27 protein-coding genes are annotated in these 26,108 nt (G+C 62.0%); 13 read left to right on the plus strand and 14 right to left on the minus strand.

The genetic code is table 11. The features are described from left to right. Nucleotides 1-20: 20 nt before the first annotated feature. A complete protein-coding gene (locus EOL43_RS12615; RefSeq protein WP_133489137.1) occupies nucleotides 21-779 on the minus strand; it encodes a tRNA1(Val) (adenine(37)-N6)-methyltransferase in 759 nt (252 codons plus the stop codon). 5 nt (nucleotides 780-784) lie between these two features. Next, nucleotides 785-1,000, minus strand: a complete 216-nt coding sequence (locus EOL43_RS12620) for a putative signal transducing protein (RefSeq protein ID WP_133489139.1) — start codon at nucleotides 998-1,000, stop codon at nucleotides 785-787. 59 nt (nucleotides 1,001-1,059) lie between these two features. Here EOL43_RS12620 and EOL43_RS12625 point away from each other — a divergent pair, with 59 nt between their 5' ends. Further along, nucleotides 1,060-2,055 (plus strand): polyprenyl synthetase family protein, encoded by a 996-nt coding sequence (locus tag EOL43_RS12625; RefSeq protein ID WP_133489141.1) that lies wholly within the window; start codon nucleotides 1,060-1,062, stop codon nucleotides 2,053-2,055. A 96-nt stretch (nucleotides 2,056-2,151) separates the two neighbouring features. Here EOL43_RS12625 and EOL43_RS12630 read toward each other — a convergent pair whose 3' ends face one another. From EOL43_RS12630 to EOL43_RS12640, 3 genes are all read right to left on the minus strand, one after another. Beyond that, entirely contained in the window at nucleotides 2,152-2,982 is an 831-nt protein-coding gene (locus EOL43_RS12630; RefSeq protein ID WP_133489143.1) for a 4-(cytidine 5'-diphospho)-2-C-methyl-D-erythritol kinase, read from the minus strand. Then, nucleotides 2,979-4,700, minus strand: coding sequence for a tetratricopeptide repeat protein (locus EOL43_RS12635; protein ID WP_133489145.1), 1,722 nt, complete (start codon nucleotides 4,698-4,700; stop codon nucleotides 2,979-2,981). The genes EOL43_RS12630 and EOL43_RS12635 overlap by 4 nt, the downstream gene beginning before the upstream one ends. 122 nt (nucleotides 4,701-4,822) lie before the next feature. Further along, nucleotides 4,823-6,475: an electron transfer flavoprotein-ubiquinone oxidoreductase gene (locus EOL43_RS12640; protein ID WP_133489147.1), complete on the minus strand. Its 1,653-nt coding sequence runs from the start codon at nucleotides 6,473-6,475 to the stop codon at nucleotides 4,823-4,825. A gap of 293 nt (nucleotides 6,476-6,768) precedes the next feature. Between EOL43_RS12640 and greA the strand changes: the two genes are divergently transcribed. Next, nucleotides 6,769-7,239, plus strand: coding sequence for a transcription elongation factor GreA (gene greA / locus EOL43_RS12645; protein WP_133489149.1), 471 nt, complete (start codon nucleotides 6,769-6,771; stop codon nucleotides 7,237-7,239). 2 nt (nucleotides 7,240-7,241) lie between these two features. Then, complete coding sequence (locus EOL43_RS12650; protein ID WP_420867518.1) at nucleotides 7,242-8,312, plus strand: hypothetical protein; 1,071 nt, start codon at nucleotides 7,242-7,244, stop codon at nucleotides 8,310-8,312. A 58-nt stretch (nucleotides 8,313-8,370) separates the two neighbouring features. On the opposite strand, the gene EOL43_RS12655 is transcribed toward EOL43_RS12650, so the two are convergent. The 4 genes from EOL43_RS12655 to EOL43_RS12670 all read right to left on the minus strand — a co-directional run bounded on the left by EOL43_RS12655 (nucleotide 8,371) and on the right by EOL43_RS12670 (nucleotide 14,674). Further along, nucleotides 8,371-11,703, minus strand: a complete 3,333-nt coding sequence (locus tag EOL43_RS12655; RefSeq protein ID WP_133489151.1) for an efflux RND transporter permease subunit — start codon at nucleotides 11,701-11,703, stop codon at nucleotides 8,371-8,373. 3 nt (nucleotides 11,704-11,706) lie between these two features. Then, nucleotides 11,707-13,164 (minus strand): efflux RND transporter periplasmic adaptor subunit, encoded by a 1,458-nt coding sequence (locus EOL43_RS12660; protein WP_133489153.1) that lies wholly within the window; start codon nucleotides 13,162-13,164, stop codon nucleotides 11,707-11,709. 122 nt (nucleotides 13,165-13,286) lie between these two features. After that, nucleotides 13,287-13,835, minus strand: coding sequence for a molybdenum cofactor biosynthesis protein B (moaB, locus tag EOL43_RS12665; RefSeq protein ID WP_133489155.1), 549 nt, complete (start codon nucleotides 13,833-13,835; stop codon nucleotides 13,287-13,289). Nucleotides 13,836-13,858: 23 nt separating this feature from the next. Beyond that, nucleotides 13,859-14,674 carry a uracil-DNA glycosylase gene (locus EOL43_RS12670; protein WP_133489157.1) on the minus strand — a complete coding sequence of 272 codons (816 nt, stop codon included), beginning with the start codon at nucleotides 14,672-14,674 and terminating at the stop codon, nucleotides 13,859-13,861. Between the two features lie 240 nt (nucleotides 14,675-14,914). Here EOL43_RS12670 and EOL43_RS12675 point away from each other — a divergent pair, with 240 nt between their 5' ends. From EOL43_RS12675 to EOL43_RS12695, 5 genes are read left to right on the plus strand one after another with little or no spacing between them, the layout of a single operon-like run. Continuing rightward, nucleotides 14,915-15,877 (plus strand): aspartate carbamoyltransferase catalytic subunit, encoded by a 963-nt coding sequence (locus EOL43_RS12675; protein WP_133489159.1) that lies wholly within the window; start codon nucleotides 14,915-14,917, stop codon nucleotides 15,875-15,877. Continuing rightward, nucleotides 15,870-16,301 carry a hypothetical protein gene (locus EOL43_RS12680; RefSeq protein ID WP_133489161.1) on the plus strand — a complete coding sequence of 144 codons (432 nt, stop codon included), beginning with the start codon at nucleotides 15,870-15,872 and terminating at the stop codon, nucleotides 16,299-16,301. The genes EOL43_RS12675 and EOL43_RS12680 overlap by 8 nt, the downstream gene beginning before the upstream one ends. Nucleotides 16,302-16,311: 10 nt before the next feature. Next, complete coding sequence (pyrC, locus tag EOL43_RS12685) at nucleotides 16,312-17,583, plus strand: dihydroorotase (protein WP_133489163.1); 1,272 nt, start codon at nucleotides 16,312-16,314, stop codon at nucleotides 17,581-17,583. Then, entirely contained in the window at nucleotides 17,573-18,181 is a 609-nt protein-coding gene (plsY, locus tag EOL43_RS12690) for a glycerol-3-phosphate 1-O-acyltransferase PlsY (RefSeq protein ID WP_133489165.1), read from the plus strand. The genes pyrC and plsY overlap by 11 nt, the downstream gene beginning before the upstream one ends. A gap of 27 nt (nucleotides 18,182-18,208) precedes the next feature. Next, entirely contained in the window at nucleotides 18,209-18,637 is a 429-nt protein-coding gene (locus EOL43_RS12695) for a DUF805 domain-containing protein (protein ID WP_133489167.1), read from the plus strand. Here the strand turns inward: EOL43_RS12695 and EOL43_RS12700 are convergent, their stop codons facing one another. Continuing rightward, nucleotides 18,638-18,895, minus strand: a complete 258-nt coding sequence (locus EOL43_RS12700; RefSeq protein ID WP_133489169.1) for a DUF167 domain-containing protein — start codon at nucleotides 18,893-18,895, stop codon at nucleotides 18,638-18,640. A 74-nt stretch (nucleotides 18,896-18,969) separates the two neighbouring features. Between EOL43_RS12700 and EOL43_RS12705 the strand changes: the two genes are divergently transcribed. From EOL43_RS12705 to EOL43_RS12715, 3 genes are all read left to right on the plus strand, one after another. Then, nucleotides 18,970-20,082: a class II histone deacetylase gene (locus tag EOL43_RS12705; RefSeq protein ID WP_133489171.1), complete on the plus strand. Its 1,113-nt coding sequence runs from the start codon at nucleotides 18,970-18,972 to the stop codon at nucleotides 20,080-20,082. Between the two features lie 99 nt (nucleotides 20,083-20,181). Beyond that, the gene (locus EOL43_RS12710) at nucleotides 20,182-20,760 is read left to right on the plus strand and encodes a nitroreductase family protein (protein ID WP_133489173.1); all 579 of its coding nucleotides are present in this window, start codon (nucleotides 20,182-20,184) and stop codon (nucleotides 20,758-20,760) included. Beyond that, complete coding sequence (locus EOL43_RS12715) at nucleotides 20,760-21,446, plus strand: EI24 domain-containing protein (RefSeq protein WP_133489175.1); 687 nt, start codon at nucleotides 20,760-20,762, stop codon at nucleotides 21,444-21,446. Before EOL43_RS12710 ends, EOL43_RS12715 begins: the two co-directional genes overlap by 1 nt. A gap of 33 nt (nucleotides 21,447-21,479) precedes the next feature. Here EOL43_RS12715 and EOL43_RS12720 read toward each other — a convergent pair whose 3' ends face one another. Together EOL43_RS12720 and mce are read right to left on the minus strand one after the other, a co-directional pair. Beyond that, nucleotides 21,480-21,758, minus strand: coding sequence for a DUF1467 family protein (locus EOL43_RS12720; RefSeq protein WP_133489177.1), 279 nt, complete (start codon nucleotides 21,756-21,758; stop codon nucleotides 21,480-21,482). Continuing rightward, nucleotides 21,758-22,162 (minus strand): methylmalonyl-CoA epimerase, encoded by a 405-nt coding sequence (mce, locus tag EOL43_RS12725; RefSeq protein ID WP_133489179.1) that lies wholly within the window; start codon nucleotides 22,160-22,162, stop codon nucleotides 21,758-21,760. The genes EOL43_RS12720 and mce overlap by 1 nt, the downstream gene beginning before the upstream one ends. Before the next feature lie 157 nt (nucleotides 22,163-22,319). Here mce and EOL43_RS12730 point away from each other — a divergent pair, with 157 nt between their 5' ends. Beyond that, the gene (locus EOL43_RS12730; RefSeq protein ID WP_133489181.1) at nucleotides 22,320-23,039 is read left to right on the plus strand and encodes a response regulator; all 720 of its coding nucleotides are present in this window, start codon (nucleotides 22,320-22,322) and stop codon (nucleotides 23,037-23,039) included. 120 nt (nucleotides 23,040-23,159) lie between these two features. Continuing rightward, the gene (locus EOL43_RS12735; protein ID WP_133489183.1) at nucleotides 23,160-23,342 is read left to right on the plus strand and encodes a hypothetical protein; all 183 of its coding nucleotides are present in this window, start codon (nucleotides 23,160-23,162) and stop codon (nucleotides 23,340-23,342) included. Between the two features lie 77 nt (nucleotides 23,343-23,419). Here the strand turns inward: EOL43_RS12735 and EOL43_RS12740 are convergent, their stop codons facing one another. Further along, nucleotides 23,420-24,655 carry a DUF1501 domain-containing protein gene (locus tag EOL43_RS12740; protein ID WP_133489185.1) on the minus strand — a complete coding sequence of 412 codons (1,236 nt, stop codon included), beginning with the start codon at nucleotides 24,653-24,655 and terminating at the stop codon, nucleotides 23,420-23,422. Between the two features lie 13 nt (nucleotides 24,656-24,668). Continuing rightward, nucleotides 24,669-26,054, minus strand: coding sequence for a DUF1800 domain-containing protein (locus EOL43_RS12745; RefSeq protein WP_133489187.1), 1,386 nt, complete (start codon nucleotides 26,052-26,054; stop codon nucleotides 24,669-24,671). Between the last annotated feature and the right edge of the window lie 54 nt (nucleotides 26,055-26,108).

A 26,108-nucleotide genomic window follows, 5' to 3' on the forward strand; every position in this document is an offset into this window, starting at 1 on the left:
CTGTTTCGTTCAGGAGTGGCCTATCGCCAGTCCAGCGCAGCCCCCTCGCGCAAGATGGCCTGTATCTCGGGCGTATAGTGTTCACGGTCCGTAGTATGCGCGGCGCCTTCATGCAGAACAATCGGCGCGGCCAGACGGAACGCCGCGCGCCCGCCTTTGCGGGCCTGCAACAGAAGCAGTTTCGCGGCGCGCCCGGTACGCGGACACAGCGGTTGCACCACCACCGAGCCCAGCCGATCATCTAGCGCCGACAGAATGTCCGGCAACCGCTCGGCTGCGTTGATCATCGTCAGCATGCCGCGGGGTTTCAAGCGGCGCGTGGCTTGATCCATCCAGACCGCCAAGGGGGTCTCTTCCCCCATCGCCTGCTCGCGGGCGTCGTGTGGCGACATGCTGCCGCGCGCGCGGTCGAAATAGGGCGGGTTCATGATCACATGATCAAAGCTTAGGGCGCGTAGCGCATCCGGCATCCGCGCCAGATCGCCGTCATGCACGGTCAAGGAAATTCCGTTATCTTCCGCATTCTTGCGCGCCAGTGCCGCGTGATCCGCCTGTCGTTCGATCCCGTGCAGTGTTATCCCTGATACCCGCCGCCCCAGACACAGCGATGCCGCCCCAACGCCACAGCCCAGCTCCAGCACAGATTCACCAGTCTTCGCAGTTACGGCGCTGGCCAGAAACACCGGATCGACCCCAGCGCGATAGCCGGTTCTGGGTTGCGTCAGCACAAGCTGCCCACCCAGAAAATCATCCTGTGTCAGATCGTCGGAATGCATCATGGCCCTTAGCTTTCAAAGGCGATGTCGTGGTCGCGCAAGATGGCTTGCGCCATGAACAAATCCTCGTCCCTCACCATCAATCGGCGCGGCAAAATGCCAATGCTTCCTTCCAGCGCACTCATATGGACGTCCATCGCAAAGCAAGCTATATCCTCGCCTGTAAGAAGGGCGGTGACGAAGGGGATCATGGTTGGATCCGTGGTTCTCAGAAGCTCTTTCATGCTTTCGGAGATAAGGGCATCCCCGCCCATTTGTCGAGCCGGTTGACGGGAAGGTGAAGATGCTGATCGAAGCTGCACATAAACCGCATGAGCGTCTGGGCCAGCATTTGGCCGAGGATATGGAGGCCGTGAACACGCTGATTCGCGAGCGGATGGCCTCGAAACATGCGCCGCGTATTCCCGAAGTGACTGCGCATCTGGTCGATGCAGGCGGCAAACGTCTGCGCCCGATGCTGACTTTGGCCGCCGCGCGTCTGTGTGGCTATGACGGCCCCTATCACATCCATTTGGCCGCGACGGTCGAGTTCATTCACACCGCGACGCTTCTGCATGATGACGTGGTGGACGAAAGCGCCCAACGTCGTGGGCGCCCCACCGCGAATTTGCTGTGGGACAACAAGTCCAGCGTGTTGGTGGGCGACTACCTCTTCTCGCGCTCGTTCCAGCTGATGACCGACACCGGTTCGCTGGATGTGCTGCGCATCCTGTCCAACGCCTCTGCCACGATTGCCGAAGGCGAAGTTCTGCAGCTGACCGCCGCGCAGGATCTGTCGACGGATGAAGAGATCTACCGTCAGGTTGTCCGCGGCAAAACCGCCGCGCTGTTCTCGGCTGCGACCGAGGTGGGCGGTGTCATTGCGGGTGCACCCGAAGATCAGGTGAAGGCGCTGTTCGACTATGGCGACGCGCTCGGCATTTCCTTCCAGATCGTGGACGATCTGCTGGACTATGGGGGTGGCGACGCCACCGGCAAGAACATCGGCGACGATTTCCGCGAACGCAAACTGACCCTGCCGCTGATCAAGGCTGTGGCCAAGGCCGACGACGAAGAACGTGCCTTCTGGACGCGCACGATCGAAAAAGGCCGTCAGGAAGAGGGCGATCTGGAGCACGCTCTGAAGCTGCTGAACAAACACGGCGCGCTGGAAGACACCCGGGCCGAGGCCATCGCCTGGGCAGACAAAGCCAAAGCCGCCCTGACCGCACTGCCCGACGCCCCGATCCGCCACATGCTGCATGACATCGCAGACTACGTGGTCGCGCGCCTGAACTAAACTTCCTCTTGCGTTAAATACCTCGGGGGAGCGCGCAGCGCGGGGGCAGCGCCCCCTAGGCTCACGAAGTGAGCCACCGACAGCCCGCCGACAGCCCTAGGCCAGTTTCGCCGCTTCTACCCACCAGTCAGGCTGTGCCGATGCCAGCGCGGCAGCCCCCGCGTGCGCCGCATCCTCGGTTTCAAACAACGCAAAGCACGTTGCCCCGGACCCTGACATCCGCGTCAGTCGCGCGCCGGGCAGATCCTCCAACGCGTCCAACACGTCCTGAATGACCGGGGATCGCGCAATCGCCGGGGCTTCCAAATCATTGCGTTGGGTTGCCAGCCAGTCGATGAACGCACCCGTTTTCATGCCCTGCGGGATCCGTTTGGGCATGGGCTGGTTTTGTTTGCTCTCCAGCGCTTTGAAGACCTCAGGGGTTGGTACGTCCACACCCGGATTTGCCAGAACCGCAAACAGGGGAGGTAGGCCGGGGCAGGGGGCGACGTCTTCGCCTATCCCGCGCATGCGGGCGGCTTGCCGCATCAGGGAGACACGCACGTCTGCGCCCAGTTCGGCCACGCCCTCGGGCAGGCGCGTGTCGCCCAACAGGTCCGACAGAGCCAGAATGGTCGCCGCCGCGTCCGAGCTTCCGCCTCCGATCCCTGCGGCAGCCGGTAGGTGTTTCGACAGAACGATATGGACCGGCACGCCAAACAGGTCCGCCGCGCGGGCAACAAGGTTTGAGCCATCGGTTGGCACGCCCGTCGCTTTCGGGCCAATCACCTCCAGCCGGTTTTGTTCGGCGGGCATCACCGTGATCCGATCGCCCACATCTGCAAAAACCACAAGGCTGTCCAGCAAGTGGTAGCCGTCACGCCGCTGCCCGGTCACATGTAGGGTCAGGTTCACCTTGGCGGGGGCGAATACCTTGGTGATGCTCATTCGGACGCGTGCAGGGGATCGGCCCCTTCTTCTTCCAAAACCACGTCCAATCCGACCTCGAGCTTGCGGCGAATGCGGTCGGGGTCAAGCTCGGTCAGGTCGGTGTCGTCGGTGATGAAGCTCAGCGCGCGGCTCCATTGGAACTCGGCCTCACGCTTGCGGCCAACGGCCCAATAGGTGTCGCCCAGATGGTCGTTCAGGATCGGTTCCACCGGCTCCAGCTCGACTGCGCGCTCCATTTGCACGACGGCTTCGTCATAGCGGCCAAGGCGGTACAGAACCCAGCCCAGACTGTCGACGATATAGCCGCGATCCGGGCGGGCCGCGACGGCGCGTTCGATCATGTCCAGCGCCTCGTCCAGTTTCTCGCGGCGTTCCACCAACGAGTAGCCAAGATAGTTCAGGACGGTGGGCTGCTCGGGACTCAGCTCCAGTGCCTTACGGAAATCGGCTTCGGCAGCGGGCCAGTCGCCCAGCTTGTGGGCGGCAATGGCGCGCTGGAAATAGGTGGGCCATTGGGTGGCCAGGTCTGCCTCGAACCGAGAGATGGCAAGGTCATAGGCGTCGCGGGCTTCGGCGAAGCGGTCTTGCTGCATCAACGTATCCCCGAGCGCCACGCGAAAGCGCAGCGTGTCCGGGAAGGTTTCGGCCAAGGTGCGCAGCTCTCCGGTCGCTTCGTCCAACCGGCCAGCGCGGCGCAGCACATCAGTACGGCCAAGGGCGGCGTGCTGATAGGCAAAGCTGTCTTGCGGCACCCGGCCATAGGTCTCGATCGCCAGATCATGATGGCCCATGTCTTCAAGGATCTGGGCCGATAGGACCAGTGCACCGGCATGGTCCGGGGCAAGATGCTCGGCCACGCGGTTGTAAAGAAGGATGCCGGTCTGATCGCCTTCGGGGCCCACCGATTCGGCCACGGCAAACAACAGTTCGGCAATTCCGTCCTGCGGGGCGCGGATGATGGTGAAGTCCAGCGTTTTGCCAGCCTCAAGATCCGCGATCATTTGTTCGACTTCGGCGTCGGTCATGCCTGACTGGGCCGCCTTCATCAGCTCAAGCGCTTCCTCGGGGCGGTCGCTTTGGCTGAGCGACTGGGCGTGGGCGAAGACGCCCGAGCGGTTCAGTTGCAGCGCTCCGTCCTCACCCCCCAGAATGCGGGCCGCGCCCTCGAAGTCCCCAACATAGGCCAATGTCAGTGCCTTCTGGTACAGGGTAAAGCCGTGGCTGGCATTGTCTTCCCCAAGCGTGTCGAAGATCGCCAGTGCCTCTGACATCTTGCCTTTTCCAATGCGGATCCAGGCCTGAATCATCTGATCAATCACCGGGGCGATCGACACCTTCGTGCCCACCAGCGCGGTCGCTGTGCCCCAATCGCCTTTCTTCAGCGCATCGCCCAACAGGACCAGCGCGGCGATCTGGTTGTTTTCACTGACCGAGGCCAGCCTGCGTGCATAAGGCAGCGCATCATCCAGCTTGCCAAGCGCGATCTGGGCGACGATCAGCCCTTCCAGAACGTCCAGATTTTGCGGGTCCTGCGCAATGGCGCGGGTGCCGTATTCCACCATTTCCGAGAAGCTGCGCGACAGATCAGCGTGGCGTGCGGCAAGATAAGCGCCCGCCACATTATCCGCGTAGGCAGCAGTTCCCACAGCGCAGTGCGCGGCCAGAAGGGTCGGAAGGGCAAGGCGGCGCAGGGCCGTAGATGTCAGGCGGAACAAGGGCAGAAATTCCTTAAGTCGCAGCAGGGTTACGTCTGCAAAACCTAATGTGCCTTCCAGTTGAAAACAATGAGGGGCAGCACATGGCCGCCCCTCATTGTCGCTTTTTTGATCGCTTGCGATCACATGTTCGGATAGTTCGGTCCGTCGCCGCCCTGCGGAACCGTCCAGGTGATGTTCTGGCTGGGGTCCTTGATGTCGCAGGTCTTGCAGTGCACGCAGTTCTGGAAGTTCACGACAAAGCGCGGGTCTTTGCCGTCTTCTTCGACGACTTCGTACACACCGGCCGGGCAGTAACGCTGCGCGGGTTCTGCGAACTCGGGCAGGTTGACCGAGATCGGCAGATCCGGGTTTGCCAGCTTCAGGTGGCAAGGCTGGCTTTCTTCGTGGTTGGTGGCCGCGAAGGATACGTTGGTCAGGCGGTCAAAGGACAGCGTGCCATCGGGTTTCGGATAGTCGATTTCCGGGTAGTCCTTGGCCTTGCCGGTGGCTTCCGCATCGGACTTGCCGTGCTTCACGGTGCCGAAGGGCGAGAACTTGAAGATCGACTGAACCCACATGTCCAGACCGCCCAGCATCAGCGATGCGGTCAGGCCGTATTTCGACCATAGCGGCTTGACGTTGCGGACCTTCTTCAGGTCTTTCGCGACGTCGCCGGTGCGCAGTTCTTCTTCGTAATCGTTCAGCTCGTCGCTGGAACGGCCTGCCTTGATGGCTTTTACAGCCGCATCAGCCGCCGCGATGCCCGACAGCATGGCGTTGTGGTTGCCCTTGATGCGCGGCACGTTCACCAGACCGACCGAGCAGCCCAAGAGTGCGCCACCGGGGAACGAGGCTTTCGGCATCGACTGATAGCCACCTTCCGAGATCGCACGCGCGCCGTACGCAACGCGCTTGCCGCCTTCCAGAAGCTTGGCGATTTCAGGGTGATGCTTGAAGCGCTGGAATTCCATGTAAGGATACAGGTGCGGGTTCTTGTAGTTCAGGTGAACCACGAAGCCGACAAACACCTGATTATTTTCCAGGTGATAGATGAACGAGCCACCGCCTGCGTTCTTGCCCAGCGGCCAGCCCATCGTGTGGGTCACGGTGCCTTCGCGGTGCTTGGCGGGGTCGATCTCCCAGATTTCTTTCATGCCGACGCCGAATTTCTGAACGTCGCGGCCAGCCTGCAGGTCGTATTTGGCGATGATCTCTTTCGCCAGCGAGCCACGCACACCTTCCGAGATGAAGACGTATTTACCGTGCAGCTCCATGCCCGGCTCGGTGTTGGGGCCATAGGATCCGTCGGCTTCCAGACCGAAGACACCCGCAACGACGCCCTTCACTTCGCCATTGTCGCCATAGACCAGTTCCGATGCGGCCATGCCCGGGAAGATTTCCACGCCCAGCTCTTCAGCTTGTTCGGCCATCCAGCGGCAAACATTCGCCATCGAGACGATGTACTTGCCGTGGTTGTTCATCAGCGGCGGCATCGGCCAGTTCGGCACGCGCAGGTGACCTGCCGGTCCAAGCACAAGGAAGTTGTCTTTCTTCACTTCCGTCTTGATCGGCGCGCCTTTGTCCTTCCAATCGGGGATCAGCTTGTCCAGACCGCAGGTGTCCAGCACAGCACCCGACAGGATGTGCGCGCCCACTTCCGAGCCCTTCTCAAGCACCACGACCTCAAGGTCTGGGTCTTGTTGTTTCAGACGAATGGCGGCGGACAGGCCTGCGGGGCCTGCGCCCACGATGACCACGTCGTATTCCATGCTTTCGCGTTCGATGTCGCTCATAATCTTTTCCCCGGATGGTCCGTTTCGCAAGATCGTTAGCTTGACGCACCGGGCGGGTCAATCAGGACACGACGTTACAAGGGTGTGTTTCCGACAAATTTGCCGAACCACGGCTTTGTTTGCGCTGACACCAGCGGCGTGGGGGTGAAATGCTGCATTTCGGATCCAATCGTGCAAGCAAACAAGGGCGTTGCAAATCGCGCCGGATTGCTAGATTTTCGACCCGACCGAGCCGAAATGAGACCACGCTGGCGGGCACCTTCGTGCCGAGCGACAATAAATGAACAGGTTTGATGGAAAAAATACCTTTGACCCGCGCGGGGCACACCGCGCTGAATGACGAGTTGAAGCAGTTGAAGACTGTGGAACGCCCCGCGATTATCGAGGCGATTGCCACCGCGCGCGAGCTTGGCGACCTGAAAGAAAATGCCGAATACCACTCGGCCCGTGAGAAGCAGGGATTCATCGAAGGCCGCATCAAAGAGCTGGAAGGCATCCTGTCGCTGGCCGAGGTGATCGACCCGGCGAACATGTCTGGCACCGTCAAGTTCTCGGCCACCGTCACGATCGTTGACGAAGACACCGACGAAGAGAAGACCTATCAGATCGTTGGCGAGCCCGAAGCCGATATCGAAAACGGCAAGCTGAACATCAAGTCCCCCTTGGCCCGCGCCCTGATCGGCAAGGAAGAAGGCGACAGCGTCGAGGTTCGTACGCCGGGCGGCGAGAAAGCTTATGAAATCCTGAGCATCGACTGGATCTAACCGTGGCAGACAAGCCCCAGACACAGGACACCAAGCGGTTCCCGCTGAAAGGGACCGCACCTCTTGAGATGCTGGACGAGGCGTCCTCGCTTTCCATGGCCGAGGTAATCGGCCTTGCCCTGTCCTTCGTCTGGTTGGCGGCCTGCGCGATGTTCTTCATGGTGCTGGGCACCGGTCCGTCTGAGGGTGGCTTTGACCCGCTGCGGTTCGTGATGGTCGTCGTGGCGATCGCGATGCCTGTCGCGATGATCTGGGTGGCTGTCGCCGCGATGCGCTCGGCGCGGATTATGCGGCAGGAAAGCACGCGCCTGAAGGCAGCGATCGATGGGATGCGCACCGCGTATCTGCAGCAGCAACAAAGCATTGGTGGCCCCGGTGCGCAGGTGTCGAAGGTCGAACAGAAGCTGGAAGAGATCGCCAAGGTTTCGCGCCGGACGGAAACGGCGCTGGCCACGTTTGTGTCGATTCGTCCCGGCATGCCCAGCCTGACCAACCCGCACCCCGACCCGGTAGCGCCTGCTATGGGTCCCGAGGAAGCGCCAAAAGATCCGGTGGATCAAACCAAGCTCGAGCTTGGCACCCCGGCCGAAGATATGATCCCGCCCCTGTCGATCGAGGATTTCATCCGCGCGATGCATTTCCCCGAACACGCCCAAGATGCCGAGGGCTTCCGTGCCCTGCGCCGCGCCCTTGAAGATCGTCAGGTCGCGGGGCTGGTGCAGGCAGCACAGGACATTCTCACGCTGATGTCGCAGGACGGCATCTACATGGACGACCTGCGCCCGGACCGCGCCCGCCCCGAGGTGTGGCGCAAGTTTGCCGCTGGCGAACGCGGAAAAGAGATTGCCGCCTTGGGCGGGATCCGCGACCGCTCGTCCCTGGCCCTGACAGCTGGACGGATGCGCAAAGATCCGGTGTTCCGTGACACTGCCCACCATTTCCTGCGCCGCTTCGACCAGACCTTCGCGCAATTCGAAAAGAACGCCTCGGACGCGGATCTGGCGGCAATGGCCGACACCCGCACCGCGCGGGCCTTCATGCTGCTGGGGCGTGTGACCGGGACGTTCGACTAAACCCTCCCGCCCGTGTGTCATGCCTGACGGCCGGTCCCCCGGTTGGGGATGAGCGGCGTCAGCCGCGAGGGGCAGCGCCCCTTTGGCTGGCATAGGCCGCCGCCATACTGATTACCGCGATGGCTCCGCACATCATGACCGCCCGCAGGATTGCGCCATTGGTGGCGCCCCAGATTGCGACGGAGCCGACAAAGGCCAGCAGCATCGCACCTGCCGCCAGCCCGGTCACGCGCACTGCCGGTTTCGCCGCCGTACGTCCACGCCCGTGCCAAAGACGCCGCAACGTTCCCAGCATCTTGCCGATGTCGGTTTGAATAGCGATCAGCGACGGCACGATCAGCAGCACCAGAACCATCCCGAACCCAAGCCCATAGATCAGCGTGATCACCGTGGGTTTCAGGAACTGCGCCTGCCGCGAGGTCTCGTACAGTAGCGGCATTAGCCCCAGCACGGTGGTCAGGGTGGTCAGCATCACCGCGCGCAGGCGGTCGGCGGTGCCCTCGATGATCGCCGGAATGATCCCTCGTTCCTTCGCGTATTCGTCGATGGTGGTCACCAGCACGATGGAATCGTTGATGATGATCCCTGTCATCCCGATCAGCCCCACGACCGAGAACATGGACAGCGGAACCCCCCATTGCACATGCCCGTAAATGGCCCCGACCAGCCCAAATGGAATGATCGACATCACCACCAAAGGCCGCGTCCAGCTTGAGAAGATCCACGCGAGTGTCAGGAAGATCCCCAGCAGCACCAAGATCAGACCGGTGCGGGCATCCGACAGGAAATCACGCTGCTGCTCGGCCAGCCCGCCGATTCGGTATTCGATCGAGTGAGTTTCGGCCAGTGCGGGCAGGATTTCGGTCTCAATCGTGCGTTGGATTTCTTCGGCGCGGGCCGCGTTGTCTTCGCTGATATCGCCCGAGACATTGACCATCCGAATGCCGTTCTCGCGCTGGACGGTGGCAAAGCCTTGCCGCGTCTGCACAGACACCAGATCGGCCAGGCTGACATAAGCGCCCGTCTGCGTGCGCAGCTGCATCCGTTCAAGGAAATCGGCGGAGCGTTCGCCGTCCGGAATTTCCACCCGGATTTCGGCCGAGCGCGTGCCGTCGGGATAGGTTGCGGCCTCGACCCCGTTCAGGCGATTGCGCAAGACGCGGCTGAGGTCATCAATGGTGAACCCCAGCGCTTTGCCCTGCGCGGTCAGGTCCAGAACCAACTCTTCCTTATCGTAGCTCAGGCTGTCTTCCAGCGCCGAGACCTCGGGGTATTGGATCAACTGTGTTTTCAGGTCTTCAGCGGCGGCTTTCAGGGCCTCTGACGTTGCGCCAAACAGGTCGACATCAAGGCTGTCGCCGCCCGGTCCGAATCTGCCGCCGCGGAAGGATAGAACCTCAAGCAGCGGGTGGTTGACGATCTCGTCCTGCAGGGCCGAGATGAGCTCGAATGTGGAGTAGGGGCGCAGGTCGGCATCAATCAGCTCGACCACGATCGAGCCCAAAAGGTCGGCGTCTTTGTTGTCGACGCCCGACAGGCCGCGCCCGGCATTGCCGCCGATTTGCGCCAGTGCATGGGCGACGGGGTCAGCACCATATTCCGCCTCGAACTTGGCGGTGGTGGCCTCCACGGCGCGCTGCACATTGTCCAACATGGCACGGGTGTCAGCGCGGGTCGCACCTTCGGCCATCGCGAAGTTCGCGGTGATCGACGAACGCTCGGGTGCGCTGAAGAAGCGGAAGGTCAGGTCGCCGCGAATGAAGATTGACGCTTGGCTGGCAAGAATCACGATGGTCGCCGCAATCACCGGATAGCGTGCCTTGATCACCAGCGCCATGAACGGACGGAACAGGTTATCCCGCACCCAGCGGAAGCCTTTATTCACCTGCCGCGACGGCCAGTCGTACCAATGTTCCTTGGCGGTGTGGGTCAGCGCGTGCGCCATGTGGTGCGGCAGGATCAGGAAGCATTCGATCAGCGATGCCGCCAGCACCACGATCACGGTGAAGGGGATATCGGTAATGAGGTCTCCGAACCGCCCGCCAATCGAGGTCAGGCCGAAGAACGCGATGATTGTGGTTAGGGTGGCGGAAAAGACCGGCGGGAACATGCGTCGCGCGGCGTTTTCGGCGGCGGTGAAGGGGCCTTCGCCCAACCGTCGCGCCCGGAAATCCGCGTGTTCGCCCACCACGATGGCGTCATCCACCACGATCCCCAACGTGATGATCAACGAGAAAAGCGAGATCATGTTAATCGTGATCCCAGACATATACATCAGGAAAACGGCAGTGGTCATGGCGACGGGAATGCCCGCCGCGACCCAGAACGCGGTGCGGGCGTTCAGGAACAGGAACAGCAGAAGCAGCACCAGCCCAAGCCCCTGCAGCCCGTTTTCGGTGAGCATTTTCAGGCGGGCGGAAATCAGAGCGGACCGCGTGCGCATCAGCTCGATCTCGACCCCTTCGGGCAGGGTTTCCAGCATCTCGGCGCGGATGTCCTCGACGATCTCTTGCAGCTCGATTGCGTCCCCTTGGGCGGATCGCGAGACGTTTAGCGCCATCGCCGGATCGTCGCCCACGAAATAAGAGCGGTTGCGGTTTACGCCCTCGACGCGCACGGTCGCAATGTCCCCGATGGTCAGGTTCGATCCGTCGGGATTGGCGCGCAGGACGAGTGCGGCGATGTCGTCGGGGGTCCGCTTTGGATCGCCCGTACGCACCCGCGCTGCGCCGGACGAGACGTTGCCCGCCGGGTTCGTACTGACCGCACCTGCGATGACCTGAGCGATTTCGGCCATGGTCACATCGTTTTCGATCAACGAGAGTGAGGTCACTTCGATCACGGTTTGCGGCGCGGCAAAACCTCGGATCGAGGTGCGCGTCACGCCACGTTCAAAGAGGCGGATCACCATTTCGTCGGCAAAGCGCCCCAGCTGTTCAATCGCCACAGGGCCCGAGATCACCACGTCTGTCACGCTGTCACGCCACGCGCCGCGCCGGACTTGGGGGGTGTCGGCGTCTTCGGGCAGATCGGTGATCTCGTCTACCGCAGTCTGGATGTCATCGGCGGCCTGATTGACGTTCCAGCCGGGCTCGAACTCCATTGTGATGTTGGCCCGCCCTTCGAAGGCGCGCGAGCTGACGCTAGAGACGCCATCCACGGCCAGAAGCGAAGGCTCCAGCACTTGAACGATTGCGGTGTCTACATCCTCGGCGCCTGCGCCCTGCCATGTGGTGTTGACCGAGACGGTCTCGACCACGACATCGGGGAAGAACTGTGCCCGCATTTGCGGATAGCTGGCGATGCCAAGCGCCATCAGGATCACCAACAGCAGATTGGCGACCGTGGCGTGGCGGGTGAAATAGGACAGAATGCCGGTGGCAGGGGTCATGACTTAGTTCCCCATGCGCTTTTCAAGCCGCGCCAAAGTGTCGGCGGGCAATTCGCCCTCGTCCAACTGGCGTAGGATGCGATCGCGGGCGCTTTCCGGCATCCGCGTGTTGCTTTCCACGAAGCTTTTCAACAGCGCAATGCGGGCGGGGTCCAGCGCGACCATTTCGGGCTTGGCTTCCGGGGCCAGCTTGCCATCGCGCACGGGGCGCACACGAATGCCTTCGCCCAGAACCGGGCTGCGCTTGGTGATCGCCTCGCGCCCGTTCAGGCCTGAGGCGCGGACTAGAACGTCGTCACCTTGGCGACGCAGAAGAGTCACCTGCGCGCTTTCCAGCCGGTCACCTTCGCCCAAAATGAGGATATTGCCGGACGCATCCAGAGCGGTTGCAGGCAGGCGTACCACTTGGTCCAGCGGCGGTTCGGACAGTTCGACCGTCACGAAATCCCCCGGGCGCAATCCCGGCGTGGCGTCCAGATTGGCAAAGAGCATCCGGCCCGTTTGCCCTTCACCCACATCGGCGTTTTCACGGTCGACGCGGCCGGTGGCGGTTAGGTCTACGCCGGTGGCTTCCAGCCGGACCGTGACCGGCAGATCCGCAAGCGCAGCGTTGTCTGCAAGCAATCGTGCATATTGCGCGGTCGAGACGCGGAAGCCGACCTCGAGCTTGTTGGGATCGACCAAGCGTGCCAGCTTTTCGTTCGGGGTGACCAGCCCGCCACGCAACACGGTCACGTCGGTCAATGTGCCTGCGAATGCGGCGCGAATTTCGGTTTCGTCCAGACGGCGCTGGGCCTCGTCACGGGCGATTTCGCGGCGCGACAGGGTGGCTTCGGCCGTGGCGACGCGGGCTTCGGCGGAGATCACGGACTGCCGTTTGCCCAGCACAGCTTGGGCGGCTGAGGAGGCCGCGAGCGCTGCGTTTTCCACCGCGGCTTCGGTTCCGACGCCGCGGGCAACGAGATCGTTCTGACGCGCCAAAGCCGCGTCGCGCAGATCAGCCTGACGGCGGGCGTTGTCCAGATCATCGCGGGCCAGATCCAAGGCGGCGGTTGCATCACGCAGCTCGGCCTTGGCTTGGGTCAGGTCCGTCTCGGCCAAGTCCAGCGCGGCTTTGTAGTCGGTCGGGTCGATGCGCAGCAAAAGCGCGCCTTCCGCGACCTGCCCGCCGTTTACGAAGGCCTCGGACATTTCAACCACGGTGCCCGAGGCACGGGCGCGGATGTCCAGGCCTCGGCGTGTGGCGAGTTCCCCGAATGAGGACAGGATGGGGGTGATGGTCGTGGGCTCCAGCGTGACTACATTGGCCGAAAACACCCGCTCGCGCCCCGACGGGGCCGCGTTATCGCGATCCGCGCGGGCCTTGAAGGCCGATTGCACCATCAGTCCGGCCATCGCCAAAAAGCCGATCGTGGCAGCCAGCAGGAAAAGCCCAATCAGGCTGCGTCCCAGAAATCGCATAAATCTCTCCGTCTCATCCGTTGCTATCCTGACGCGCGCCACAGGCCGGGGCAAGCGGCGTGTGGTCACAGGTTCGATAGCGTCGGCCCATATGATCCATACGGATCAAACGGATGAGCGGATTACTTCCGTCGCTTATGTTCGTCCAAACGCGGAAAAATTTCGACGAAGTTGCAGGGGTGGTGGCGATAGTCCAGCTGATGCACCAAAATCTCGTCCCACGCGTCCTTGCACGCGCCGGGGCTGCCGGGCAGGGCGAAGAAATAAGTGCCGTTGGCGACGCCCCCCGTGGCGCGGCTTTGCACCGCCGAGGTGCCGATCTTTTTCATCGAGACGATGGTGAAGACCGTCGCGAAGGCTTCGATTTCCTTTTCATAGACATCGCGATGCGCCTCGACCGAGACATCGCGGCCCGTCAGACCGGTGCCGCCCGTGGAGATGACCACGTCAATTTCGGGGTCCAGTGACCATGCGCGCAATTGGTCTGCGATCTCACCCCGTTCGTCTCGGATGATCTTGCGGTCGGCCAGCAGATGCCCGGCCCCCTCCAACCGTTTGACCAACGTATCGCCCGAGCGGTCCTCGTCCATCGAGCGGCTGTCCGAGACAGTCAGAACCGCGATGCGGGTGGGAATGAACTCGCGTTGGTTGTCGGCGGGGACTTTGGACATGGTGGGACCTGTGTTTTGGCGGGCTATGCGCCCTCGTTCAGTTTCGCTTGGATTTCCAGAAGGTCCGCCCATGCCTCGCGCTTGGCGGCGGGGTTGCGCAGCAGATAGGCGGGGTGGAACATCGGCATGATCGGCTTTCCCCACTGGCTGTCCCAGTGGCCGCGCAGGCGGGTGATGCCGCGCTTGCCGAGGACGGCCTGACAGGGGGTGTTGCCCATCAGCACGATCAGCTCGGGTGCGACCAGTTGCACGTGGCGTTCGAGGAAGGGGACCATCATGGCCATTTCCTCGGGACTTGGGTCACGGTTTTGCGGCGGGCGCCACGGCATGACGTTGGTGATGTAAACGGCGTCCTTGGACAAAGGCACGTCGCGCCCCATGCCAATGGCGGCGAACATCTTGTTCAGAAGCTGCCCGGCGCGGCCCACGAAGGGGCGGCCTTCGATATCCTCGTCCCGGCCCGGAGCCTCGCCGATGATCATCACGCGCGCGGCGGGGTTGCCGTCAGAGATCACCGTATTGCGTGCGCCCTTCTTCAATTCGCAGCCATCAAAAGCCTTCATCGCGGCCTTCAGCCCGTCCAAATCCTGCGCCCCTGCTGCGGCCTGTTTGGCCAGCGCGACATAGTCGATCTTGGGCTCAGCAGGCGGCGGTGTCGGAGCGGTCCGTTTGGGCAGCTCGACCGGTGCGGATGTTTGGGCTTTGGGGGCGGGTTTCGGCTCGGACGGGGCCAAGGCATAGCGATCCACCGGGGCGTCGGAAATTGCATCCACCGCGCCCAGCTCGATCTGCCATTCCAAAAGCGCTTTTGCGCTGTGCCAGTCTTGTGCCGATTCCATGTGCGCAGCTTACGGGGGCCGCGAAGGAAGGTAAACGCACTCAAGGCGATAGGAATTACCCTCTCGCCTGCCGATAGGTAGGCAGCGCCCGACCCTCCCCCATGGGAGGGCGCTTCACACCCACCCAGGCTCGGGCGCCGCCTGCGTTCAAGACGCAACGGTGCCGTCACATGCATACAAGGGATAGACGAACACGCGCCCCGCACATATAAGCGCGTGGAACACAGGACGGAGGCCCGTATGACATTCCGCCAACGACATCTTCTTGGGATCGAACAGCTTCACCCGGAAGAGATCAAAACCGTTCTCGATCTTGCCGACAGCTATGCCGAGATGAACCGCTCGTCCGTCAAGCATTCCGATGCTTTGGCCGGGCTGACCCAGATCAACATGTTCTTCGAGAACTCTACCCGCACGCAGGCCTCGTTCGAGATCGCCGGCAAGCGTCTGGGTGCGGATGTGATGAACATGGCGATGCAGGCGTCGTCCATTAAGAAGGGCGAGACGCTGATCGACACTGCGCTGACGCTGAACGCCATGCACCCGGATCTGCTGGTCGTGCGCCACCCGCATTCCGGCGCGGTGAACCTGCTGGCTGAGAAGGTGAATTGCGCCGTCTTGAATGCTGGCGACGGCAAACACGAACACCCCACGCAGGCGCTTTTGGATGCGCTGACCATCCGACGCGAGAAGGGGCGGCTTCATCGCCTAACCGTCGCGATCTGTGGCGACATCGCACACAGCCGCGTCGCCCGCTCGAACCTGATCCTGTTGGGCAAGATGGAAAACCGCGTGCGCCTTGTCGGCCCGCCGACCCTGATGCCCAGCCAGATCGACCAATTCGGGGTCGAGGTCTATGACGACATGGAAGAAGGTCTGAAAGACGCTGACGTCGTCATGATGCTGCGCCTTCAACGCGAGCGTATGGATGGCGGCTTTATCCCCTCGGAACGCGAATACTATCACCGTTACGGTCTGGATGCCGAAAAGCTGGCCCACGCCAAGGACGACGCCATCGTCATGCACCCCGGCCCGATGAACCGCGGGGTCGAGATCGACGGCACCATTGCCGACGACATCAACCGATCCGTCATTCAGGAACAGGTGGAAATGGGCGTCGCCGTCCGCATGGCCGCGATGGACCTACTTGCGCGCAACCTGAAAGCGGAACGCGAAAACCGGACCGAGGGTGTCTATGTCTGAAATGTCTGAACGCGCACTTGATCTGGAACCCGGCGAAAAGCTGATCGAGAGCTTCTCGGGCAACACGAAAACCTATGTGAAAGAGCACGTGATGTTGGCTGCGCTGGGCGCGGTTGTGATCTCGGGCGCGTTGATGGCGATGGGTAATCCCCACGCCTGGACGGGTGTCGTCGGATCGGTCGCCGCCATCGGGGTGCGCGGGCTGTATGTCGCCAAGGAACAGCTGGGTTTCACATGGCACCTGACCAACCGTCGCCTGATCGGCCCGGATGGGCGCACCATCTTGTTGACCTCAATCGACAAGGTGAACGTGATTTTCACCGCCGCGCAGATGGTGACCCTGACGGGCGACAAATACATGCTGAAATATCAGGCCGACGCCAAGGCCACCCAAGCCGCGATTGATCGTGCGCGAGGCGCGTAAGGAGACTGACATGACCACCACCTTCACCAATGCCCGCCTGATTAACCCGGAAACCGGCACGGACGAGATTGGCAGCCTGACCATCGAGGGTGGGCTGATCACGGGTGTGAACGCGGGCGAGGCGGGCGAGGTCATCGATTGCGGCGGCAAATGTCTGGCTCCCGGCATCGTGGATATCGGCGTGAAGATCGGCGAACCGGGCGAACGGCACAAGGAAAGCTTCCGCACCGCCGGTCTGGCGGCTGCGGCGGGTGGCGTGACCACCATGGTCATCCGCCCCGACACCACCCCTGCTGTTGATACGCCCGAGACGTTGTCCTTTGTCACTCGTCGCGCTGGGCAGGTGACGCCGGTGAACGTGCATTCGATGGGCGCGCTGACCAAAGGCCGTGAGGGCCGCGAGATGGTCGAGATGGGCTTTATGCTGGATGCCGGCGCGATCGCCTTTACCGATTGCGACCACGTGGTGACCGACAACAAGGTCTATTCCCGCGCCATGACCTATGCCCGCTCGCTGCGCGCGCTGATCATCGGCCACCCGCAGGATCCGCAGCTGTCGAAAGGGGCGGCTGTGACCTCGGGCAAGTTTGCGTCCTTGCGCGGGTTGCCTGCTGTGAACCCTCTGGCCGAGCGCATGGGGCTGGAACGCGATCTGGCTCTGGCCGAGATGACGGGCGTCGCCTATCACGCCGACAGCCTGTCGACCGCGAAATCGCTGCCTGCGTTGGAGCGCGCCAAAGCCGCGGGCGTTGACGTGTCCGCCGGCGTGAACATTCATCACCTGACCCTGAACGAGCTGGACGTGGGCGACTATCGCACCTTCTTTAAGGTCAAGCCGCCTCTGCGTAGCGAAGACGACCGTTTGGCGATGGTCGAGGCTGTCGCCTCGGGCCTGATCGACATCATCTCGTCCATGCACACCCCACAGGATGAAGAAAGCAAACGCCTTCCGTTCGAGGAAGCGGCCTCGGGCGCGGTGGCGCTGGAAACGCTACTGCCCGCCGCGATGCGTTTGGTCCATGCGGGTCTGATCGACCTGCCGACGCTCTGGCGCGCGCTGTCGTTGAACCCCGCCCGCCGGTTTAACCTGCCGGGCGGTGAGCTGACCGTGGGTGCCCCCGCCGATCTGGTCCTGTTTGATCCCGATGCGCCCTTCGTCCTGGATCGCTTCAAGCTGAACTCGAAATCCAAAAACACGCCCTTCGATGGTGCGCGGATGGAGGGTAAAGTGCTGGGCACATGGGTCGCGGGCGAGCGCGTGTTTGGAGGCAATGATGCCTGATCTCGTCACCTCGTTTCCGCTGCTGGTCGGCGTGGCCATCGCAGGCTATCTTCTGGGTTCGATCCCCTTTGGCATCGTCATGGCGCGCCTGTTTGGTCTGGGCGATCTGCGACAGATCGGATCGGGTAATATCGGCGCGACCAACGTGCTGCGCACCGGCAACAAACTCGCCGCTTTCCTGACCCTGATCGGAGACGCCGGCAAAGGCGGAGCCGCCGTTCTGCTGGCCCGTGCGCTCTTTGCCGAAGACGCCGCCCAACTGGCGGGCTTCGCGGCCTTCCTTGGCCACTGTTTCCCAGTCTTTCTGGGCTTCAAGGGTGGCAAAGGTGTTGCCACATGGTTGGGCACGATGCTGGCCTTGGCCTTCCCGCTGGGATTGGCCGCGTGTGCCACATGGCTTGTGACCGCGCTGGTCTTCCGCATTTCCTCGCTTGCCGCCTTGGTCGCGGCAGCCCTGTCGCCGGTCATCGCGTTGGTGTTTGGCTGGAACAGCCTTTTTCTTATTTCAGTTGCATTGGCTGCCTTGATTTTCTACCGCCACAGCGCGAATATCACGCGTATCATCGCGGGCGAAGAGCCGCGGATTGGGCGCAAGTAGCGCCGCACGTAACAAGGAATAGTCTCGATGGATTTTCAGACATCAGTTAGAATCTGCTTTCAGAAATACGTAACCTTCTCAGGCCGCGCGATCCGAAGTGAATATTGGTGGTTTTCCCTGTTCCTCGTCCTTGCGTCGATCGCTCTGGGAATTGTGGACAGCATTTTCTTTGGTTGGGAAAGCATGTTCTCGCCGCTGAGCGACCTGTTCTCGCTGGCGACCATTTTGCCCAGCTTGGCTGTCACGTCGCGCCGTCTGCACGATATCGACAAATCGGCGTGGTGGATGCTGCTGATCCTGATCCCGATCGTTGGCTGGATCGTTCTGATCTATTGGATGTGCCAGCCCGGCACCCAAGGCCCGAACCAGTTTGGTAACGATCCGTTCGGCGATGGTCCGGCTGATTACGATGACAGCGACTATGCGCCGTCGTCGATCCCGAATGTCGGTGACTGATCACCCGGTGATCTGAAACACCTTATCCTTCGATGTCGCGCCTTGGACCAGTTCAAGGCGCGATTTTGCTATGCCAAGCGCGTCGGCCAGCAGCTTTCCAACCGCCTTGTTGGCCTTGCCGTTCTCGGGTGCGGTGGTGGTCTGCACGCGGATTTGCCCGTCGCGAAGGCTGACCTCGTTGCGCGAGGCCTTCGGAGTGACCCGCACCGCGATCCGCGCGCCTTCCTTAGCCAGATATGACAGCTCGCCCTTCTTCATGGGCGCAGAGTGCCGCGCAGGGCTGGACGGCGCAAGGGCTGTGGGTCACTGTGCTGGTAATGACGGAGGGCGGCATGCGCGAGACAGGGTTTTTCTGGGACGAGAAGTGCTTTTGGCATTCGGGCGGCAACTATGCGGGCACCTTGCCTGTGGGCGGGCTGGTGCAGCCCTTGGCCGCCGGTGGATTGCCCGAAAGCCCCGAGACCAAGCGGCGCTTGAAAAACCTGATGGATGTGACCGGCCTGTCCGGCGCGCTTGACCTGCGCACGGCGGTTGCGGCGGATATCGAGACGCTGGCCCGGGTTCACCCCGCATCCTTCCTGTCAGACTTCAAAGCCGCCTCGGACACGGGCGGGGGCGAGCTGGGCCTGCGCACCCCCTTCGGCCAAGGCGGGTTCGAGATTGCCGCGCTGTCGGCGGGCCTGTCCGTCGCTGCGTTGGAGGCTGTTCTGCGGGGCGATGTCGACAACGCATATGCTTTGTCGCGCCCGCCGGGGCATCACTGTTTGCCGGATTTCCCCAACGGCTTCTGTCTGCTCGCCAACCTCGGCATCGCGATCCGCAATGCGCAGGCGAAGGGCCTCGCCAAGCGCTTTGTCGTGTTGGATTGGGACGTGCATCACGGCAACGGAACCGAGGCGATCTTTTTAGATGATCCTGACGTGCTGACCATCTCGATCCACCAAGAACGGAACTATCCGCTGGATACCGGCGACGCAGATGTGCGCGGCGAGGGGAAAGGGCAGGGCGCCAATATGAATCTGCCTCTGCCGCCGGGCGCGGGGCATGCGACCTATCTGGAAGCGATGGAGCGGATCATCCTGCCCGCCATCCGCGCGCACGAGCCCGAGGTGATCGTGGTCGCCAACGGCTATGACGCGGCGGTGATTGATCCCCTGTCCTGCATGTTGGCGACCGCAGACACGTTCCGCCAGATGACCCGCATGGTGATGGCGTTGGCCGATGACATCTGTGATGGCCGTGTGATGATGGCGCATGAGGGCGGATACTCCGAGGTCTACGTCCCTTTCTGCGGCCATGCCGTGCTGGAAGAGATGTCGGGTTCGGGCATTCACGCCGCTGATCCTCTGGCCGAGGCCTTCGCGATCCGGCAGCCCAACGCCAAGGCGGAAGCGTTCTTTTCGGACCAACTGGGCGACCTGTCCGATTTCTTCAATGTAAAGTGACTTAACATCTTGACGTTGGGCTGCGCAGACCCGACATATCCCCCAAGCCAGCCGCGTCCCGCGGCCAAGCAAGATATTGCTCTGACCAAGGACAAAACGATGCCTGAACGCAACCAAGCGGCGCTTGATTTTCTTCTGACCCGCCGGTCCCGCCCCGCCAAAACTCTGACCGGTCCCGGCCCGGATCGCGACACGCTGACAACCATCCTGACAGCCGCCGCCCGCACGCCGGATCACGGCAAGCTAGAGCCGTGGCGCTTTGTGGTGCTGGAGAAGCCTGCCCTGATGCGCGCCCACGCGCTGGTGGCCGAGCGCGGTGCTGCGCTAGGTCTTGACCCTGCAAAGATCGAGAAAGAACAAATCGCTTATGAACGGAGCCCTCTGGCCGTCGTCGTCGTGGAAAGCCCTGTCGACAGCGAGAAGGTGCCGGCGATCGAGCAGACCTATTCTGCCGGTGCCGTCTGCCTGGCGCTCTTGAACGCCGCCTTGGCCTCGGGCTGGGGGGCGAACTGGCTGTCTGGCTGGGCCAGCTTTGACGCGGATTTCACCCACGATGCGTTTGGCGTGAACAGTCACGAAAGCGTTGCAGGGATCATCCATATCGGCACCGAAACCGTAGCCCCGCCCGAGCGTCCGCGCCCGGATCTGGACGCCATCACCACTTGGATTGAGAGCTAATGTTTGACGATTTCTTCCGCGCCCTCGGCCAGCTTGGCGATCCGCGCTTTCGTAACGTGCTGCTGAAGGGGCTTGGCCTGACCGTCGGCCTTCTGGCTGCAATCACCATCGCGATGACATGGCTTGTCGGCTTTCTGGTTCCCGACACCCTGTCGCTGCCCTTCGTGGGCGAGATCTCGTGGGTCAACGGGCTGGCGCTTTGGGCCTCGGTCCTGCTGATGTTGGTGCTGTCGGTCATCCTGATGGTGCCCGTCGCGGGTGCCTTTACCGGTCTGTTTCTGGATGAGGTCGCCGATGCGGTCGAGGCAAAGCACTATCCCCACCTGCCGCCCAACCCCGAGACGTCACTTCTGAACGACGTCCGCGAAAGCCTTGGCTTTTTCGGCGTGATTGTCGGGGTGAACCTGATCGCCTTGATCCTGTTTTTCTTCGTGGGTCCGCTCGCCCCAATCCTGTTCTACGCGGTGAACGGATACCTGCTGGGCCGTGAATACTTCACCATGGCCGCCATGCGCCGGATGTCCCGCGCAGACGCGCACGCGCTGCGGCGGCGTCACAACGCACAGATCTGGTTTGCCGGGTGCTTGATGGCGGTGCCGTTGTCGGTGCCGTTGGTGAACCTGCTGATCCCCATCCTAGGGGCCGCGAGCTTCACACATATGTTCCACCGTCTTGCAGGACGTTAGAACGAAACAGGGCGCCCGCTGGGCGCCCTTTTCTTATCCGCTGGTGTCATCGTAGCGGTCGAACCAGTCGATATCCTCGACACCGATCCAGCCCGAGATGATGATACCCGCGATAATCGCCCAGACGATCGTGCCCGCGATGGTCACGATCAAAAGCGTACGTCCCAGTTTGAAATTGGCCGGGGCGCCTGCATGGGTGCCGGGCACGATCTCGCCCTCGTCGCCTTGGGTACGCAAACGGATCGGAAGGACCACGAACATGGTCACGAACCAGATCACCACATAAAGGACGGCGGCGGCGGTGATCGACATCAGACTTGTTCCAGTTCCACCAGAGTGCCGGTGAAGTCTTTCGGGTGCAGGAACAGAACCGGCTTGCCGTGCGCGCCGATCTTCGGTTCGCCTGTGCCCAGAACGCGGGCGCCCGAGGCTTGCAGCTGGTCACGTGCAGCCAGAATGTCGTCGACTTCATAGCAGATGTGGTGGATGCCACCCGACGGGTTCTTTTCCAGGAAGCCGGCGATGGGCGAGTTGTCCCCCAGCGGGTAGAGCAGTTCGATCTTGGTGTTGGGAAGTTCGATGAACACGACGGTCACGCCGTGATCGGGTTCGTCCTGCGGTGCGTTCACTTTGGCACCCAGCGTGTCGCGGTATTGCGCGGCAGCGGCCTCAAGGTCCGGTACGGCGATGGCTACGTGGTTCAGGCGTCCGATCATCTTGTCTCTCCCAATTCAAATGCTGTGCTGCTTATGCATAAGCGGCCCCTTCAGGGCAAGCGGCACTGTGCCACAGGCCCTGAATGCCGTTGCGTTTCTGGGGTTAACCGGTTGTTAGGCAGTTTTGCGCCAAGCTGATCCCGAAAGGAGCATGAAGATGAGCGATGAACTGGAAGCCTTCATGATGACCCAACCCCCAACCGCCGAGCGCCCCCTAAACGGGATGACCGTTTTGGTGGTCGAAGACAGCCGATTTGCGTCCGAGGCCATTCGCCTTCTGTGTTTACGATCCGGCGCGCGGATCCGGCGGGCCGACAATCTGGCCGCCGCGCATCGACATCTTCGTGTTTACCGCCCGTCGGTCGTCATTGTGGATATGGGGCTTCCAGATGGGTTCGGTGCGGATTTGATCCAGGAGCTTACAGGCGATGCCATCCGCGTGCCCGTGATCCTTGGGATGAGCGGGGACGCCGGCACATGTGATGCTGCGCTTGAGGCCGGAGCAGATGGGTTTCTGGAAAAACCCGTTGAAAGCCTCGCCGCATTCCAGCAGGCGATCCTGAGTGTGCTGCCAAACCAAGAAGGACCGTTGACCCCACGTTCGCTGTCGAAAGATGTGGTTGCTCCGGATGCTTTGGCGCTGCAGGACGACCTGTCGCACCTGGCCCAGATCATGCGTGACGGGGACGATGGCGCGACACAAGACTATATCGCGCAGTTTCTGGGGGGATTGGCCTTGTCGGCCCATGATCAGGGGCTTGCGGCTGCAGCCAAACGGCTTGCCGCCGCCCGGGATGCCGGTCGATCCACGGGGGCTGACATGGCCCATGTGGCGCATCTGGTGGAAGATCGGCTAAGGGAAAGACGACAACTTTAAGCTGCGACGTCAGAGAAATCCGGCACGAAATAAACCTCGGCCCTCCTCATTTCCGCCCTTTTTCGGGGGCACTCTTAAGAATGAGGAAAGGTATTTGAATCAATTTGCGAGGTTGATGTCGTGAAAGACCTGATCAAGAAATTTGCTGATGAAGAGCTGGGCAATGCCGTAATTGACTGGACCGTATTGATTGCGGGCGCGGTCATGATGGTAACTGCGGTGGTTCTTGCGGTGGTCGAACCCAATGCGCCGGTGAGCGAGGCGTCGGGCTATATCATTGAAGTGCAGCCCTTGGCGGGTTGACCTGACCTTATTGTAAACGTTCTGCTGTTATGAGTATCGGGCGCGCCTTAGAAGCGCGCCCTATTCTATTTCACCCATCAGGCAATGATCCCGGGAAGCCCGGGTGACAGATCCAACCCCGGGAAAATGGTGCCTTCAATCTGCGACGCGGTGGCGTTGAACAGTCCCTGCATCGCTGCCGCCGCATAAAGGCGGATGTCAGCCGTCGGCATTAGGTCACGGCGGTTGTACAGATCCTCTTCCGCCAGTCCGGGCCAGTCTCCGTAAATCTTGCCGCCGCGAATCGCACCACCCGCGACGATCACGGTGCCACCGGTTCCGTGATCCGTCCCCTTGCTGCCGTTCTGACGGACCGTGCGCCCGAATTCGGTCATGGCCAGCACAGTGGTCTTGCCCCAGATCGGACCAAGCTCGGTTTTCAGGGTCATGATCGCGTCTTGCAGGTTTTTCAGTGGCCGTTTGAAGCCCGACGTCTGCCCCACATGCGTGTCCCATCCGCCGATCGAGAAGGACGCAATGCGGGTGTCCTGTTTCAACATCTCGGCAGTGAACGTGGCGATGCCTGTCGTTCCGCGGTGCGCTTTGGCCATCATCATGGCGTCTGACATGACTTCAGACGGATCGTTCGGGGCGTCATCCGCGTTCCGCAGAAGCTCCGGGCGCAGCACATCGGTCAGGTCCATCGCTTCGCCCAAGGCGGAAGAGAACAGCGGGTCACCGTCATACACCCGTGCCATCAACAGCCGGGACGCCTCGGACAGGGGGAGGGTCACATCCGGCGACCATCCGGACGTGGTAGCATCCCCACTGAGAATAAGCAGATCTTCGCGTCCCACCGCCAGCGCGGTGCGCAGCTGAGTGTCGGGCATGGTCTGCACCAACCGGTTCAGCCATCCATCCCGGATTGCACCGCCCGCACCGACACCGGCCTCGAGTATATCCTGCCCGTCGAAATGGCTGCGCTTGTCGCGATAGGGGGTCGAGACCGCTTGACCAAACGCCAGCTCGCCCGCCATCCAAAGAGCGTGCAGTTTGTCCGCCTCTGGGTGCAGGGCATAGAAGTCCGTCAGGGGAAGTTTCGGGTCCGCCGAAGACAGGTTCGGCCTGAGACCGGCAAACAGGGGATCGCCGACCGGGCGCACAAGGTCCAGCCCATCCATGCCACCGCGCAAGACAATCACCACCAACCGGTGATCGCCGGGGGCGGCGGCCAGACTGACCGGTGTGACCAGCGGGCTTGCGGCGAGCGAGCAGCCCAGAACGCCTGCGTTCTTCAGAAACGAGCGTCGGGAAAGGGAACTGTGTTTCGTCATGGCGATCTCCTTCCTAGCGGCGCTGAAACTCGGGCGAGGACAGGATGATGCCGATCCCCTCCCAGCGGGTTTCTGCGGCGCGGGCTGCGAATTGGGTTGCCTCAGACGCTTGACCGGCCAGCGCCGTCTGAACAAAGTTGCGTGGGTCGGGCAGCTTGGCGTTCAAAGCTGACGGGGCCGAGACCGCCCACTGAATGCGTGCGGCCAGTCCTTGAGGTGTGATCCAATGTGCAGCGTCCTCGGGCCAGCCATCAGGGCCGCTGGGACGTTCCCACGGTTGCCCCATCAGCTTCAGCGGCCCGAAGAACAAGAGATTACGATCCTTGCGTTTCAGGGATGCCAGCGTGTCAACCGACACGTCCAAGGCCCGCACGGCGGATGCAATGTAGTCGAAGGGTTGCTTGATCTTCTTCTGCGCCGGTGCCCACGCAGCGGGGTGGTTTAGCAGCGCGCCATAGAGCGCCATCAGGTCTCCATCGCTATCGGTGAAGCTGGTGCTCAGGGCATCGATCAAATCGGGGTCAGGGTCATCCGACACGAAATGCGTGGCCAGTTTGCGGGCAATATGGCGTGCGGTGTCCGGGTGGCGGGCAATGTCGTCCAGCGCCTCGAAGACATCTTCGACCCGAGGTTTCTGACCGCCATAGGACTTGCCCAGAACGACTTCTGGCCCCGGATTACCCCAGTTCGGGCGATAGGCGGCACGGCCTTCTTTCCCCGGGGCGAATCCGGCCAGAAGATTGGCAAAGGCGCGCACATCGGTCTGGGTATAGCTGCCGTCCACCCCCAACGTGTGCAGTTCCAAGATTTCGCGTGCCAAGTTTTCGTTCAGGCTGCGCTTGCCTTTCATTGCCAGCTTGCTGCCTTCCCCGGCCGAGGCGAACTGGTCCAGATAGTGCAGCATCACCGGATGGGTGGTGCTGGCGCGCAGCATATCGGCGAAACGGCCGGTGATGTGGGGACGCACGACATCCTCGGGAAAAGTCGCAACCACGCTTTGGAAAAGCGGCCCCTTGCCGACGACCGTAAAATGGTCAGCCCAGAAGCGCACCAAGCGCTCGCGAAACGCATCCTCAGCCGTGGCGCAGCGCGCGACGGTGGCCAGAAACCATGCGTCCCGCTTGCGGTTCATCTCGCGATATTTTTCTTTGCGGGCGGCTTTGGTGGTTTCGACCGCGTCCCCACCTTTGTTGCGCGCCTTGCGAAAGGCGGCGGTGAGGTCGCGGATTTCTTGAAGATCGCCGAACACATCAACGAAGCCCGAGATCGGAAAGCGGGTGGCCTGCGTGTCTGGCCCGGCCAGACGAGCCAACATGTGCTGGACCGAGCGCGGCGGCTCAAAGCCCGGCCCCGGCCCATACCCAAACCGGTTTTGTGCAATGCGTGGGTCGAATGACATTCTGTTCTCCTGGCACCAGACTGGCGCGCACAGCATGTGCGGGCAAGTCAGAGT

The sequence above is a fragment of the Aliiroseovarius marinus genome, from assembly GCF_004360145.1.
GTDB lineage: Bacteria > Pseudomonadota > Alphaproteobacteria > Rhodobacterales > Rhodobacteraceae > Aliiroseovarius > Aliiroseovarius marinus.

Bases quoted from the DNA above. Each gene is read 5' to 3' on its own strand.
- EOL43_RS12615 (WP_133489137.1), bottom strand. From the start codon at position 779: ATGATGCATTCCGACGATCTGACACAGGATGATTTTCTGGGTGGGCAG.
- EOL43_RS12620 (WP_133489139.1), bottom strand. From the start codon at position 1,000: ATGAAAGAGCTTCTGAGAACCACGGATCCAACCATGATCCCCTTCGTC.
- EOL43_RS12625 (WP_133489141.1), top strand. From the start codon at position 1,060: ATGCTGATCGAAGCTGCACATAAACCGCATGAGCGTCTGGGCCAGCAT.
- EOL43_RS12630 (WP_133489143.1), bottom strand. From the start codon at position 2,982: ATGAGCATCACCAAGGTATTCGCCCCCGCCAAGGTGAACCTGACCCTA.
- EOL43_RS12640 (WP_133489147.1), bottom strand. From the start codon at position 6,475: ATGAGCGACATCGAACGCGAAAGCATGGAATACGACGTGGTCATCGTG.
- greA (WP_133489149.1), top strand. From the start codon at position 6,769: ATGGAAAAAATACCTTTGACCCGCGCGGGGCACACCGCGCTGAATGAC.
- EOL43_RS12655 (WP_133489151.1), bottom strand. From the start codon at position 11,703: ATGACCCCTGCCACCGGCATTCTGTCCTATTTCACCCGCCACGCCACG.
- EOL43_RS12660 (WP_133489153.1), bottom strand. From the start codon at position 13,164: ATGCGATTTCTGGGACGCAGCCTGATTGGGCTTTTCCTGCTGGCTGCC.
- moaB (WP_133489155.1), bottom strand. From the start codon at position 13,835: ATGTCCAAAGTCCCCGCCGACAACCAACGCGAGTTCATTCCCACCCGC.
- EOL43_RS12670 (WP_133489157.1), bottom strand. From the start codon at position 14,674: ATGGAATCGGCACAAGACTGGCACAGCGCAAAAGCGCTTTTGGAATGG.
- EOL43_RS12675 (WP_133489159.1), top strand. From the start codon at position 14,915: ATGACATTCCGCCAACGACATCTTCTTGGGATCGAACAGCTTCACCCG.
- EOL43_RS12680 (WP_133489161.1), top strand. From the start codon at position 15,870: ATGTCTGAAATGTCTGAACGCGCACTTGATCTGGAACCCGGCGAAAAG.
- pyrC (WP_133489163.1), top strand. From the start codon at position 16,312: ATGACCACCACCTTCACCAATGCCCGCCTGATTAACCCGGAAACCGGC.
- plsY (WP_133489165.1), top strand. From the start codon at position 17,573: ATGATGCCTGATCTCGTCACCTCGTTTCCGCTGCTGGTCGGCGTGGCC.
- EOL43_RS12695 (WP_133489167.1), top strand. From the start codon at position 18,209: ATGGATTTTCAGACATCAGTTAGAATCTGCTTTCAGAAATACGTAACC.
- EOL43_RS12700 (WP_133489169.1), bottom strand. From the start codon at position 18,895: ATGAAGAAGGGCGAGCTGTCATATCTGGCTAAGGAAGGCGCGCGGATC.
- EOL43_RS12705 (WP_133489171.1), top strand. From the start codon at position 18,970: ATGCGCGAGACAGGGTTTTTCTGGGACGAGAAGTGCTTTTGGCATTCG.
- EOL43_RS12710 (WP_133489173.1), top strand. From the start codon at position 20,182: ATGCCTGAACGCAACCAAGCGGCGCTTGATTTTCTTCTGACCCGCCGG.
- EOL43_RS12715 (WP_133489175.1), top strand. From the start codon at position 20,760: ATGTTTGACGATTTCTTCCGCGCCCTCGGCCAGCTTGGCGATCCGCGC.
- EOL43_RS12720 (WP_133489177.1), bottom strand. From the start codon at position 21,758: ATGTCGATCACCGCCGCCGCCGTCCTTTATGTGGTGATCTGGTTCGTG.
- mce (WP_133489179.1), bottom strand. From the start codon at position 22,162: ATGATCGGACGCCTGAACCACGTAGCCATCGCCGTACCGGACCTTGAG.
- EOL43_RS12730 (WP_133489181.1), top strand. From the start codon at position 22,320: ATGAGCGATGAACTGGAAGCCTTCATGATGACCCAACCCCCAACCGCC.
- EOL43_RS12740 (WP_133489185.1), bottom strand. From the start codon at position 24,655: ATGACGAAACACAGTTCCCTTTCCCGACGCTCGTTTCTGAAGAACGCA.
- EOL43_RS12745 (WP_133489187.1), bottom strand. From the start codon at position 26,054: ATGTCATTCGACCCACGCATTGCACAAAACCGGTTTGGGTATGGGCCG.